This is a genomic window from Arthrobacter sp. P1_A5 (genome assembly GCF_056406825.1).
The window spans coordinates 1-13,011 of record NZ_JBFTZL010000107.1; the positions used below are offsets into that span (position 1 = coordinate 1).

15 protein-coding genes are annotated in these 13,011 nt (G+C 67.5%); 13 read left to right on the plus strand and 2 right to left on the minus strand.

Annotation, left to right across the window (positions count from 1 at the left end):
* Positions 1-1,431, plus strand: a 1,431-nt coding sequence (locus tag AC1D1S_RS14110; protein ID WP_476994744.1) for an ATP-dependent DNA helicase, incomplete at its 5' end; no start/stop codon positions are given.
* A gap of 97 nt (positions 1,432-1,528) precedes the next feature.
* On the opposite strand, the gene lexA is transcribed toward AC1D1S_RS14110, so the two are convergent.
* Positions 1,529-2,278, minus strand: a complete 750-nt coding sequence (gene lexA / locus AC1D1S_RS14115; RefSeq protein WP_028277234.1) for a transcriptional repressor LexA — start codon at positions 2,276-2,278, stop codon at positions 1,529-1,531.
* A 515-nt stretch (positions 2,279-2,793) separates the two neighbouring features.
* On the opposite strand from lexA, the gene AC1D1S_RS14120 reads away from it, so the two are divergent.
* The 8 genes from AC1D1S_RS14120 to AC1D1S_RS14155 all read left to right on the plus strand — a co-directional run bounded on the left by AC1D1S_RS14120 (position 2,794) and on the right by AC1D1S_RS14155 (position 9,129).
* Positions 2,794-3,225, plus strand: a complete 432-nt coding sequence (locus tag AC1D1S_RS14120; RefSeq protein ID WP_243181768.1) for a LysM peptidoglycan-binding domain-containing protein — start codon at positions 2,794-2,796, stop codon at positions 3,223-3,225.
* 70 nt (positions 3,226-3,295) lie between these two features.
* Complete coding sequence (locus AC1D1S_RS14125) at positions 3,296-4,414, plus strand: histidinol-phosphate transaminase (protein WP_028277236.1); 1,119 nt, start codon at positions 3,296-3,298, stop codon at positions 4,412-4,414.
* Positions 4,415-4,485: 71 nt separating this feature from the next.
* A complete protein-coding gene (gene hisB / locus AC1D1S_RS14130; RefSeq protein ID WP_028277237.1) occupies positions 4,486-5,112 on the plus strand; it encodes an imidazoleglycerol-phosphate dehydratase HisB in 627 nt (208 codons plus the stop codon).
* Complete coding sequence (hisH, locus tag AC1D1S_RS14135; RefSeq protein WP_243181769.1) at positions 5,109-5,858, plus strand: imidazole glycerol phosphate synthase subunit HisH; 750 nt, start codon at positions 5,109-5,111, stop codon at positions 5,856-5,858. The genes hisB and hisH overlap by 4 nt, the downstream gene beginning before the upstream one ends.
* Positions 5,859-6,017 carry a hypothetical protein gene (locus AC1D1S_RS14140; protein ID WP_164468561.1) on the plus strand — a complete coding sequence of 53 codons (159 nt, stop codon included), beginning with the start codon at positions 5,859-5,861 and terminating at the stop codon, positions 6,015-6,017.
* Positions 6,018-6,059: 42 nt separating this feature from the next.
* The gene (gene priA, locus AC1D1S_RS14145; RefSeq protein WP_243181770.1) at positions 6,060-6,806 is read left to right on the plus strand and encodes a bifunctional 1-(5-phosphoribosyl)-5-((5-phosphoribosylamino)methylideneamino)imidazole-4-carboxamide isomerase/phosphoribosylanthranilate isomerase PriA; all 747 of its coding nucleotides are present in this window, start codon (positions 6,060-6,062) and stop codon (positions 6,804-6,806) included.
* A gap of 14 nt (positions 6,807-6,820) precedes the next feature.
* A complete protein-coding gene (locus AC1D1S_RS14150) occupies positions 6,821-7,753 on the plus strand; it encodes an SseB family protein (protein ID WP_243181771.1) in 933 nt (310 codons plus the stop codon).
* A gap of 62 nt (positions 7,754-7,815) precedes the next feature.
* Positions 7,816-9,129, plus strand: coding sequence for an MFS transporter (locus AC1D1S_RS14155; RefSeq protein ID WP_243181772.1), 1,314 nt, complete (start codon positions 7,816-7,818; stop codon positions 9,127-9,129).
* A 155-nt stretch (positions 9,130-9,284) separates the two neighbouring features.
* On the opposite strand, the gene AC1D1S_RS14160 is transcribed toward AC1D1S_RS14155, so the two are convergent.
* Entirely contained in the window at positions 9,285-9,671 is a 387-nt protein-coding gene (locus AC1D1S_RS14160; RefSeq protein ID WP_243181773.1) for a DUF1844 domain-containing protein, read from the minus strand.
* A 437-nt stretch (positions 9,672-10,108) separates the two neighbouring features.
* Between AC1D1S_RS14160 and infC the strand changes: the two genes are divergently transcribed.
* From infC to AC1D1S_RS14180, 4 genes are all read left to right on the plus strand, one after another.
* Positions 10,109-11,224: a translation initiation factor IF-3 gene (infC, locus tag AC1D1S_RS14165; protein WP_476994745.1), complete on the plus strand. Its 1,116-nt coding sequence runs from the start codon at positions 10,109-10,111 to the stop codon at positions 11,222-11,224.
* A 115-nt stretch (positions 11,225-11,339) separates the two neighbouring features.
* Positions 11,340-11,534 (plus strand): 50S ribosomal protein L35, encoded by a 195-nt coding sequence (rpmI, locus tag AC1D1S_RS14170; protein WP_003798720.1) that lies wholly within the window; start codon positions 11,340-11,342, stop codon positions 11,532-11,534.
* A gap of 122 nt (positions 11,535-11,656) precedes the next feature.
* A complete protein-coding gene (rplT, locus tag AC1D1S_RS14175; RefSeq protein WP_028277244.1) occupies positions 11,657-12,127 on the plus strand; it encodes a 50S ribosomal protein L20 in 471 nt (156 codons plus the stop codon).
* Between the two features lie 65 nt (positions 12,128-12,192).
* Positions 12,193-13,011: TrmH family RNA methyltransferase (locus AC1D1S_RS14180; protein ID WP_476994746.1), on the plus strand; the 819-nt coding region annotated here is incomplete at its 3' end.

Sequence of the window (13,011 nt, forward strand, 5' to 3'; positions counted from 1 at the left end):
TCCATGGAGTGCCTCGGCGCGCAGAAATGCCCGCTCGCGGCCGAATGCTTCAGCGAACTGGCACGGCAGAACGCCGCCGATGCCGACGTCGTGGTCACCAACCACGCCATGCTCGCCGTCAGTGCCTTCGAAGGCCTGGCGGTGCTGCCCGAGTACGACGTCGTCGTGGTGGATGAAGCACACGAACTTCAGGACCGCGTCACGGGCGCGGTCTCGGGCCAGCTCTCCGTGGCGATGGTGCACGCCGCCGCGTCCGGGGCCCGGAAGCACACGGGCATCACCGTGGATGCACTGAGCAATGCCGCTGCCCACCTGGAGCTCGCCATCGACGGCGTCCCCAGCGGGCTGATGCCCAACGGCCTGAACAGCGAGCAGCTGGACTGCATCGACCAGCTGCGCGACGCATGCCGCGCCGCGCTGTCCGATTCCAAGGGGGACAGCTCCGTGTCGGCGGACGGCGGACGGCAGCTGGCCCGCTCGCGCCTCATGGTCATCCTGGAGCTCTGTGAACGCCTCCTGGCCGCGCGCGAAAACCGCGAAGTCGTGTGGTTCTCCCGCAACAGCAGCTTCGATCCGGCGCAGGGCTACTCGCAGCCGGACGAGAGCGCGCCGGCGTTGATCAATGTTGCCCCGCTGAGCGTCGCAGGGCGGTTGCGCGAGGGCCTGTTCGCAGACCACACCGTCATCCTGACCTCGGCCACACTGGCCATCGGCGCCGCCTTCGAACCCGCCGCCGGCGGCCTGGGCCTGGTTGGCAACGGCGCACCGAGCTGGACCGGCGTCGACGTCGGCTCCCCGTTCGACTACCCGAAGCAGGGCATACTCTACGTCGCCCGGCACCTGCCCAAACCCGGCCGCGGAACGTCCCCCGAGGCCCTGGACGAACTCGAGAAGCTGATCCGCGCCTCCGGCGGAGGCGCCCTGTGCCTGTTCTCCTCGCGGCGCGCCGCAGAGGAAGCAGCCGAGGCCATGCGGCCCCGGCTGGGCCTCAGCATCCTCTGCCAGGGGGAGTCGACCATGACGGCGCTCGTGCGGCAGTTTGCCGACGAACCTGACACGTGTTTGTTCGGCACTATGTCCCTCTGGCAGGGCGTCGACGTCCCTGGCGTGTCCTGCCGGCTGGTGGTCATCGACCGGATTCCCTTCCCGCGGCCGGACGACCCGCTGATGACGGCACGTTCGCGGGCCGTGGCCCAGGCCGGCGGCAATGGCTTCATGGCCGTCTCGGCCACGCACGCCGCCATCCGCCTCGCGCAGGGCGCCGGACGGCTGATCCGCTCGACCTCGGATAAGGGCGTGGTGGCGGTGCTGGATTCGCGGCTCTCCACGGAGCGTTACGGCGGCTTCCTGCGCGCCGCGCTGCCGCCGTTCTGGCCCACCACCGATTCATCGATAGCCATGGCAGCCCTGAAGCGACTGGCGAAAGACTAAGTCCCAAACCGGGGCCGCCACCCTGCGCCGGAAATCCGCCGCGGGGTGGCCGCTCCGAACTGGCGGCATGGCCCGGGACGGCTAAGGGGAGCGCAGTTTAGAGCGAGCGCAGTACCGAGACGACCTTGCCCATGATGACGGCGTGGTCGCCCAGGATGGGCTCGTACTGGGTGTTTTGCGGCAACAGCCACGTGTGGCCGTCCCGCTGGCGGAAGGTCTTGACCGTGGCTTCGTCGTCCAGCAGGGCGGCAACGATGTCGCCGTTCACGGCATCGCCCTGGCGGCGGACAACCACCCAGTCGCCGTCGCAGATGGCGGCGTCGATCATCGAGTCGCCGGCCACTTTGAGCATGAAGAGTTCGCCATGGCCCACGAGCTGGCGGGGCAGCGGCATGACGTCCTCCACCACCTGGTCCGCGAGGATCGGCCCGCCGGCGGCGATGCGTCCGACGAACGGCACCATTGCCGTGTCGGTGGCGCTGGCCAGCTCAGTCACTGACAGGCCGCCGACGGCCCGCAGGCCGCTTGACTTCTCCACACCGGAAATCGGTGTGGTCCCCTCGTCCAGGGTCAGCGGCATGAGCACTTCCATGGCCCGCGGGCGCTTCGGATCACGCCGCAGGTAGCCGAGCTTTTCGAGCTGGGAGAGCTGGTGGGTCACGCTCGAGAGGCTGGCGAGACCGACGGTGTCGCCGATTTCGCGCATGGACGGCGGATAGCCCTTGTCCGTGACGGACCGCTGGATGGTCTCCAGGATTTTCTTTTGCCGGACGGTGAGGCTCTTGGGGGCCCGGGCGGGCTGCGGGCTCCGTGGGGTGGCCCTGCCGCCGGTGGCTTGTGCTGCCATGTTCGCCAACGCCTTTCCGTTCCGCCCGGCTGCAGTGGCTGCTGTCACCGGGAACTTCCGGCCTGAAATGTCAGACCCTGCTGATCAACTACGAATGAATTCCCACGGGTAGTTCGAAAGTGGGAGTTCGAAAGGTTGTCCTGTCCCTCAAAAATAGGCCAGCCGCAGACCTTTTTCAAACATTTGTTCTAGCGAGTCTCGACATCGTTCGTTAGTAAGTGCTAAAACAGAACTAGCAAGATTCGAATATGTGTTCGATTCCGACGATCTGGGTTCGCATGCGATGTTCGGTTCTATGTTCGAAGGTTCGGCCGGTTGGCGGCGAGTACGTGAGTACGCCGGGCGGCAACTTATGGTCCAGGAGGGCTCAGTTCATGTCAGTTTCAAGCGCGTTTGACGGCACTAACATTCAGGGCGTCACGACCCGCCACCGCGGTGTTGGTCCACGTGGCGCAGCGGCTCGCCGCAACATCGGACACGGCAGCCTCGGACACGGCAGTCGCGACCAAGGCGGCATGGGCCAGGGTGGTTCCCTTCACGGCAACGTGTACCCGCTCAACGCCAGGCGCCGCGGCGCCGCGACGTCGCAGGGGCCGCAAGGAGCCGCCGCGGTTTCGGGCGGCCGGACCAAGCAGCCGCCGCTGCGGCTCACCCGGCGCGGACGCTTCGTCTTCTTCGGTGTCCCGCTGATCCTGCTGGCGGCGTTCATCCTGTCGTTCAGCGGATTCCTCAACGCTCCCGCGAAAGCGGCAGATTCCGCAGACCAGCTCTCAGTGACGCCGACCGTATCCGTCACAGTCCAACCGGGGGAGTCCCTCTGGGCCATTGCCGGGTCGGTGGCTCCGGAGCGCGATCCCCGCGACGTCGTGGCCGACATCGTGGAGCTGAACAATCTGGACGCCGCGCGTGTGATGCCGGGCCAGCAACTGTTCGTCCCGTCCAAGTAACCACCCCCCCCGGTGGCGTCGCGGGCGTCACAGTTTCAGCGCCCGTCCCGCTACCACTTAAACTGGTCACGTGACTGACCAGCTTGAGCGCCTCAACCGACTGCCCCTCCGAACTAATCTGCGTGGCCTGCGTCCGTATGGCGCGCCGCAGCTGGACGTCCCCATCCTGCTCAACGTCAACGAGAACACCCATGGGGTCCCGGCCGATGTCCGCGCAGCGATCACCGAGGCCGTGAGTGCCGCCGCTGCCGGGCTGAACCGCTATCCGGACCGCGAATTCACCGAATTGCGAGAAGCCCTCGCGGAATACCTTGGCCACGGGCTGGACGCGGAGAACATCTGGGCCGCGAATGGTTCCAACGAAGTCCTTCAGCAGATCCTCCAGGCCTTCGGCGGCCCCGGCCGGACGGCCCTCGGGTTCCCTCCCACGTATTCGATGTACCCGTTGCTGGCCTCTGGCACGGATACGGAATACGTCGTCGGGGCCCGCGCGTCAGACTATGGGCTCAGCGCGGACTCGGCGGCACAGCAAGTCCGCGAGCTTCAGCCCAACATCGTCTTCCTGTGCTCCCCAAACAACCCCACCGGTACCGGTCTGGGGCTCGATGTCGTCGAGGCCGTCTATGACGCCGGCGAGGCCAGCCAGACCATCGTGATCGTCGACGAGGCCTACCACGAGTTCGCCCACGACGGCACGCCCAGTGCCCTCACCCTGCTGCCTGGCCGGGAGCGGCTCATCGTCTCGCGCACCATGAGCAAGGCCTTCGCCCTCGCGGGTGCGCGGCTCGGCTACATGGCCGCGGCACCGGAGGTCGCTGACGCCCTGCGCCTGGTCCGTCTCCCGTACCACCTTTCCGCCATCACCCAGGCTGCGGCCCTGGCTGCCCTGCACCACCGGGAGGCGCTCATGGCGGACGTCGAGGACATCAAGCGCCAGCGCGACCGGATCGTGTCGGAACTGACGCGGTTGGGCTTGACCCCGGCCGCGTCCGATTCCAACTACGTGTTCTTCGGCGGCCTCGAGAACCCCCATGAGGTTTGGCAGCGGATGCTGGACGCCGGTGTCCTCATCCGCGACGTCGGTATTCCGGGGCACCTGCGCGTCACCGCGGGCACTGAGACAGAAACCACAGCCTTCCTGGAGGCACTTGAACTTATCCTGGCCGGCTCCGCAAAGCCGCAGGCCTAGACTTGGTGGGGAGCCCGATCGTCCCCGCCAGATTGCCCAACACCCTGCCTTCTTCCAAAGGACACATCTACATGAGCACCACCGGATCCACCACCGCCGAGGGCCGGACCGCACGCATGGAACGGACCACCAGCGAGTCCTCGGTCCTGGTCGAGATCAACCTGGACGGCACCGGCGTTTCAGACATCAGCACGTCGGTCCCGTTCTACGACCACATGCTGACGGCCCTCAGCAAGCACTCCCTGATCGACATGACCGTCAAGGCCACCGGCGACACCCACATCGATGTCCACCACACTGTCGAGGACGTGGCCATCACTTTCGGCGAGGTTCTGCGGACCGCCCTGGGCAACAAGGCCGGGATCCGCCGTTTTGGCGAGGCGACCGTTCCCCTCGATGAGGCCCTCGCGCAAGCTGTCGTAGACGTCTCCGGCCGTCCCTACCTGGTCCACGCCGGCGAGCCGGCAGGCCAGGAATACCACCTGATCGGTGGCCACTTTACGGGCTCCCTGACCCGCCACGTTTTTGAGGCGATCACCCTTCACGCCGGGATCTGCCTGCACATGAACGTCACCGCCGGGCGCGACCCCCATCACATCGTCGAGGCCCAGTTCAAGGCCTTTGCCCGTGCCCTGCGCGCAGCCGTCGAGCCGGATCCCCGCGTCGAGGGCATCCCGTCGACAAAGGGTGCTTTGTGACCGGCCCGCTGCTCCGCGACGGGGCCATCATCGACCCCGCCGCCGCGACCAAGCCGGTCTCCCCGCAGGGAAAGCCCACCGTTACGGTGCTGGACTACGGCTCCGGGAATGTCCGGTCCGCCGTCCGCGCGCTGGAGCGGGCCGGCGCCGAAGTCATCCTCAGCTCCAAGGCCGAGGATGTCCTCAATGCCGACGGCCTCGTCGTCCCCGGTGTGGGCGCCTTCGAAACCGTCATGCGCGAACTTAAGGCCGTTGACGCCATCCGGATGATCGGCCGCCGTGTCGCCGGAGGCCGTCCCGTGCTGGCCATCTGCGTCGGGCTCCAAGTGCTGTTCGAGGCCGGCGTCGAACACGGCACCGAAGCCGAGGGCATGGGGGAGTGGCCCGGCAAGGTGGAACTGTTGCCTGCCGACGTCGTGCCCCATATGGGCTGGAACACCGTCGCCGTCCCCGAAGGGTCCAGGCTCTTCGCCGGGGTTGAGGACGAGCGTTTCTACTTCGTGCACTCCTACGGTGTCCAGAAGTGGGACTTCGACGTCATCCAGCCGCGGATGGCTGCTCCGCTGGTGACCTGGTCCGACCACGGTGCCCCGTTCATCGCGGCCGTGGAGAACGGCCCGCTGTGTGCCACCCAGTTCCACCCGGAGAAGTCCGGCGACGCCGGCGCCCGGCTGCTGCGCAACTGGGTCCAGGGCCTGCGCCCCGCAGCCCCGGACCGGACCGCAGCCCCGGAAGGGACCGCCTAGATGTGGTCTCTGGTGCTTATGGGCGTGGCCGGCCTGCTGGTTGGCGGCGGGATCTCCTTCCGCCAGCAGAAAAGTCCGCTCTGGGTGCAGATCGTTTTCTACATCCTCGCCGGCATGTCACTGCTGGCCGCCTACCTCCTGACCCTGCCGGCGTCCTGACCGCCCCCTCCCCACCACCAWCCCCAAGCTGAGGACTCCACGATGACCACCGAAACCCCGCTGCCCGTACTCGAGCTCCTGCCCGCCGTCGACGTTGTCAACGGACAGGCCGTCCGGCTCGTACAGGGCGAAGCCGGCAGCGAGACGAGCTACGGCACCCCGCTGGAGGCCGCCCTCAACTGGCAGCAGCAGGGGGCTGAGTGGGTGCATCTGGTCGACCTGGACGCCGCGTTTGGTCGCGGTTCCAACGCCGAGCTTCTGCGCGAGGTCGTCGGCCGGCTCGATATCAAGGTGGAGCTCTCCGGCGGCCTGCGCGACGACGAATCCCTGGAGAAGGCCCTCGACCTCGGCGTCGCCCGCGTCAACCTGGGCACGGCGGCACTGGAGAACCCGGAATGGACGGCCCGGGTGATCGATCGCTTCGGCGACAAGATTGCCGTCGGCCTGGATGTCCGCGGCACCACCCTCGCCGGCCGGGGCTGGACCAAGGAAGGCGGGGACCTCTGGGACGTGCTCGGCCGCCTCGAGGACGCCGGCTGCGCCCGGTACGTCGTGACTGATGTGACCAAGGACGGCACGCTCCAGGGCCCCAACGTCGAACTCCTGCGCCAGATGGTCGAGAAAACGGGCAAGCCGGTGGTCGCCTCCGGCGGCATTTCCAGCCTCGAGGATCTGAAGGTCCTGCGCTCCCTGGTGCCGCTCGGCGTCGAAGGCGCCATCGTCGGCAAGGCCCTCTACAACGGCAACTTCACCCTGCCCGAGGCCCTCGACGTCGCCGGCCGCCGCTAGCGGCGAAGGTGCCCATGACGCACACCCACGACCCTAATAACCCCCACGAGGCAGTGCAGGCAGGGACCGGGGCCGGTCCCGTCCGGCATCTGCCCGGGCACATCGCGGCGGCCCTCGCCGGCGCCGGCGGGGCCACCGACTCCGCCGGCCAACCCTGGGCAGGGCGCAGCCTGTCCGGCGATGACGCCAAGATCCACAATTTCGACAACGACGACGGCACCGCCGACGCCGGCTATCTGGCGGCTTTGTCCGACCTCGCCGCGGGCACTGGCGACGAAGCGGCCGTGGTGGCCGCGCTGGCCACCGCCCGGGTGTTCGTGCCCATCCTCGCCCAGCTCGCCGAAGAGGGCGAGGCCGCGGCCGGCCCCAACGGGGATCCGCTGCACTCGGACAAGCAGGCCGACATGGCCCTGGTGACGCTCAAGGCGCCGGACGGGCGGACGGCCATGCCGGTGTTCACCTCGGCGGCGTCACTTTCGGCGTGGCACCCGGAGGCCAGGCCGGTCGCCGTGTACGCGGCCCGGGCCGCCTTGTCAGCGGTCGCGGAAGGCGCGGAGCTGCTCGTGCTCGATCCCGGATCGGAAGTGACGTTCGTGGTCCGCCGGCCGGCAGTCTGGGCCCTCGCCCAACAGCAGCCATGGACGCCGTCATACGCCGATCCCGATCTCGCGGGTGCACTCGGGGAAGGCGCGGTTGGCTTTCCGGCGGTCCGCCGTGTTGAAATTCATCCGGGGGGTGGAGTTGCCTCGGCCACGGCCGATGGCAGGCGGCTCCCCGGTGGGGGAGCCGGCCCGGAACTCCGTGTGGTCCTCTATCTTGAAGACGGTCTCGACGCCGCCGGCGTGCAGTCGATCGTCGCCGGCCTCAATAACGCCTGGGCCCGGAATGAAATCTTTGCCGAGCGGGTTGATTCGATCGAGGTCAAGCTGCAGCGCGCAGCACCATAGCTGACGGCCCAACGGGGGGACCTCCCGGTGCTGCCGTGGGCAGTACCAGAAGGATATAGTCCGTGAATTTCGCGCTTTACCGTCAGCTGCTGGCCATCCGGCCCATCAGGCGCCTCCTGTTGGTCGGCATGATCGCCCGCATACCGCACTCGGCGGCCGGTGTCCTGCTGACCCTGCACATCGTCCTGACCCTCGGCCAGGGCTACGCGGCCGCCGGAGCGGCCGCCGCCGTGATGACGATCGGTATCGCTGTCGGCGCGCCCTGGCGCGGACGTCGGGTCGACACCGTGGGGCTGCGGAAGGCGCTGATTCCGTCTGTGGTCTCCGAGGCCGTGATCTGGTCGATCGTGCCGCACGTGTCCTACGAGGCCCTGTTGCCCCTGGTCTTCATCGGGGGCCTGCTGACCCTGCCTATCTTCAGCGTGGTGCGGCAGTCGCTGGGCGTGCTGGCCCCCGGGGAACAGCGCCGGACTGCCTTTGCGCTCGACGCCATCGCCACCGAGCTGGTCTTCATGATCGGCCCGGCCGTCGGGGCCGTCGTCGCCACCAGCGGCCAGTCCGTCCTGGGCCTGACAGTCGTGGGAGTGGCCACATCCGTCGCCGGGCTCTTCCTGATGTGGTTCAACCCGCCCACCCGGAGTGCTTCCCCGGACGCCGGGCTTGAGGCGCAGGAGCTGGAGTGCGCGGAAGCCGCTGTGGTCGCCGCCGCGCCGGCCCATCTGCAGGAGGCCGCAGCCGAACTGGCACCCCTTGCGGCCGCCGCCGAGGAGCGGCGCCGGCGGGGCTCCGGCCTGCGCCACCGGGTCATCCACAACTTCAGCTGGTTCACCGCCGCCGTAGCCGCCGTGTTTGCCGTCGGCGCCGGTGCCGGCATGGTCCTCAGCGGCACCGACGTCGGCATCGTCGCGGCGCTCCAGACCGGCGGCCACCAGGCCGAAATCGGCATCGTGTTCCTCTTCTGGTGCGCGGCCTCGGTGGTGGGCGGCGTCCTCTACGGCGCCATGCACCGGGCCGTTTCCCCGATCCTCCTGTTGCTGGGGATGTCAGCGCTGACGGTCCCGATGGCCTTCGCGACCGACGTCTGGACGCTCAGCCTGCTCGCGTTGCTGCCGGGTCTGCTGTGCGCGCCGGTGTTGTCCGCGGCCTCGGAAAAGGTGGCCGAACTGGTGGATGAAAGCCGGCGCGGCGAGGCGATGGGCTGGTACGGGTCATCGCTCACCGGCGGAGTGGCCCTGGGTGCGCCGCTTGCCGGKCTGTTCATTGACCTCATCGGCCCGTCGGCCGGCTTCGTCTCAGTGGGGTTGGCGGGCGTGGCCCTCTGCCTGGTGGGACTGGCCCTGCAACAGGTCCGGCGCAGCCGCCTGGCCCGCGTCTGAACGCGGGCCGGCCCCACTGCGCCGACCCGGGCACGCGCCCGGGCCGTGCGGACGGAAAATCGTGCGGACGGAAAATCGTGCGAACGGAAAAATAGCGACGCCGGCGGGCGGACCTGGGTGGTCCGCACGCCGGCGTTGTCCTGACTGACGAGTGCTTAGTTGACGGGGCCGGTGTACTTCTCGCCCGGGCCCTTGCCCGGAGCGTCCGGGATGACCGATTCTTCGCGGAAGGCCAGCTGGAGCGAGCGGAGTCCGTCGCGCAACGGTCCAGCGTGCTGTGAGCCGATTTCGGGCGCCGCCGCGGTCACCAGACCGGCGAGGGCGGTGATCAGCTTGCGGGCCTCGTCCAGGTCCTTGAGGTCCTGGGCATTTTCCTCGGCGGCGAGGCCGAGCTTTACCGCGGCGGCGCTCATCAGGTGCACTGCGGCCGTGGTGATGACCTCGATCGCGGGGACTTCCGAGATGTCGCGGATCTGCTGCGAGACGTCCGCCTGGGCGGCCGCGGGCTCGAAGACGTGGGAATTACTATCTGAAGTGCTCATGCTGGTAAGCTTGTCACAGACCGACTAAATGTCGTTATTCTCAAGCTTTTATAGAATGCAGTGTTCTGACTGGCAGTGCTTGTCACTGAAGTTGGCGCCCGGCGACGCATACGTGCGTTGAACGGGTGTCTTTCTGTAGAGTTGGCTTTAGTTTGCAAGCGGAGTTCTCTCCCACCCGCGTCAGCCGCGAAACTTCCTTCGGGAAGCCCCTCCTGTCCAGGAGTCAAGGTTGCCGGGTACCTGGTCGGGCACTACCTCGGACTCCGGTCCGCAGGAAGTGCATGTTGCCCCATTGAGGGCGGCAGTTCCGATCTCGAGGCCTTCGATTGCTCCGGCAATTGGGGGCCTTCTCTTTTTGCCGGTGGAATACCCCTCACGAACACAGGAGCTTTAACATTAGCGAGCCAAGAATCAATGAGCGTATCCGCGTCCCCGAGGTGCGGCTGGTCGGCCCTGCAGGCGAACAAGTAGGAATTGTCCGTATTGAGGATGCCCTGCGTTTGGCTGCCGAGTCCGATCTTGATCTCGTTGAAGTTGCACCGCAGGCGAAGCCTCCGGTGTGCAAGCTGATGGACTTCGGCAAGTACAAGTACGAAGCCGCTGTCAAGGCACGCGAGGCCCGGAAGAACCAGACCAACACGGTCCTGAAGGAAATCCGTTTCCGCCTGAAGATCGACACCCACGACTACGAAACGAAGCGCGGCCACGCGCTCCGCTTCCTCGGTGCCGGCGACAAGGTCAAGGCCATGATCCAGTTCCGCGGCCGCGAGCAGCAGCGCCCCGAGATGGGCATCCGCCTGCTCCAGCGCTTCGCCGACGACGTCGCCGAAGTTGGTGTGGTGGAGTCCAGCCCGCGCATCGATGGCCGCAACATGGTCATGGTGGTTGGCCCGCTGAAGAACAAGGCCGAAGCCAAGGCGGAGGCCCGCCGCGCAACGCAGCGCGCAGAAGCCAAGGCTGAGAACGAAGCCAAGGCTTCGGGACGCGTCGATGTCTCCGGTGGCAACGCCCCGCTGACCCAGACGCTGTCGGACCTCCTGCCGGAAGGCTACGTCGTATCGCCGGAGGCACCCGCAGCGGAGGCCCCCGTCGAAGAAGCCAAGGTCGAAGAAGCCAAGGTCGACGAGACCAAGGTCGAAGAGACCAAGGTTGAAGAAGCCAAGGTTGAAGCGGCTCCGGTCGAAGAGACCAAGGCCGACGAGGCCCCCGCCCAGGACGCGGCGGCGGAAACCGCTCCGAAGGCAGCCGAGGAGCCGGCAGCAGCGAAGGCTCCGGCCGCTCCGAAGGCAGCCGAGAAGCCGGCAGCAGCGAAGGCTTCCGCGGCTCCGAAGGCCGCAGAGAAGCCTGCAGCAGCCAAGGCTCCCGCGGCTCCGAAGGCCGCTCCGGCCCCGGCGGCAGCGAAGGCTCCCGAGGAAAAGGCAGCCGCTCCGGCAGCAGCACCGAAGCCGGTTGCTGCTCCGAAGCCGGTACCCAGGCCCGCAGCGCCGAAGCCCGCCGCACGGCCGGCCGCCCCCCGGGCAGCCGCCAAGCCTGGCACCAAGAAGACCAACTAGTTCACGGCTGCCGGACAGCAATGTCCGGCAGCAGGCAACCAGCACGCCGCCCGCAGGGGTGGCTGCACGAAAGAGCTGCAGACTTTTCTGCGGATACGTAAGGAGATCGGTTCCCATGCCGAAGATGAAGACCCACAGCGGTGCTAAGAAGCGCTTCAAGCTGACCGGTACCGGCAAGCTGCGCCGCCAGCAGGCCAACCGCCGCCACTACCTCGAGCACAAGTCCTCCCGGCTGACCCGTCGCCTTGCCGGCGACAAGATCGTCTTCAAGGGCGACGCCAAGGTCATCCGGAAGATGCTCGGCATCTAAGTTCCAAGTTCTCTGACTGTTCGCCACCTGGCAGCAGTCAACTACCAAAAAGGCTTCTCAGGCCAGCCGGACCGTTCCGGCAGTAGACGCTTGGGATCAGAAATTTTCTAAGGAGTACGCACGTGGCACGTGTGAAGAGGGCGGTTAACGCCCACAAGAAGCGCCGGGTTATCCTCGAACGCGCAAAGGGTTACCGCGGACAGCGTTCACGCCTGTACCGCAAGGCAAAAGAGCAGCTGCTGCACTCGTTTGTGTACAGCTATGGTGACCGCAAGAAGAAGAAGGGCGACTTCCGCCGTCTTTGGATCCAGCGCATCAACGCTGCATCCCGCGCCAACGGCCTGACCTACAACCGCCTGATCCAGGGCCTGAAGGCCGCTGAGGTTGAGGTTGACCGCCGTATGCTGGCCGAGCTGGCCGTTTCCGACGCCAACGCCTTCGCCGCGCTGGTCAAGGTCGCCAAGGACTCGCTGCCTGCCGACACGTCCGCTCCGGCCGTCCAGGCTGAGGCTGCTCCGGCTCCCAAGGCTGCCAAGAAGGCTCCCGCGAAGAAGCCTGCTGCCAAGAAGGCCGCCGACGAGGCTGCAAAGTAGTTCCTCCCGCAGTTGAAAGACTGCCTCGTTCAAGAGCCGGCTGGAATAGCCACTAAGGTTCTTATATGAACGAAACCGGGCGCCCGCAAGACTTTCCACTCTCCAACCCCCGAGCTGATCGGATGAGGAAGGTGGCACAGCTTGCCGGGCGCCCGGCCCGTTTAAAGCGTCGCGAGTTCCTGGCCGAAGGCCCGCAGGCGGTCCGAGAGGCCTTGGTCCTGCACCGGAAGAAGATCGCCGCGGGGGAGCCCGGCATCGTCTATGAGGTGTACGCCACCGAGGCCTGCCTGGACCGCCACCCGGAGCTGGAGCAGCTGGCCGAGGGAACCCACGCGCACCTCGCAACCGACGAAGTGATCGCTGCGATGGCGGACACCGTCACCCCACAGGGCATCGTCGCCGTCTGCGGCTTCCTGGACGTCAGCCTTGAGCACGTGCTCGACGCCGGCCCGCGGCTGATTGCCGTCCTGTGCCAGGTCCGGGACCCCGGCAACGCCGGCACCGTGCTGCGGGCGGCCGACGCCGCCGGCGCCGACGCCGTCATCCTGACCGGCTCGAGCGTGGACATCTACAACCCCAAGGCCGTGCGGTCGACGGCGGGTTCCCTGTTCCACCTGCCCGTCGTCCTCGGCGCGGAGGTCGAGGAAGTCGTGGCCCGCTGCCGGGAGCGTGGCGTCGGCGTGCTGGCCGCGGACGGCAAGGGACAACTGGACCTGGACCGTCTCCAGGACGAGAACGCCGCCCGCCGCCTGGGGGCCTCCGCCGCCGAATCGGTGTACGCGTTGGAACAGCCGACCGCCTGGCTCTTCGGCAACGAGGCCCAAGGCCTGTCCGAGGACGAGATCGCGCTGGCCGACCACCGCGTGGCCGTGCCGGTGTACGGG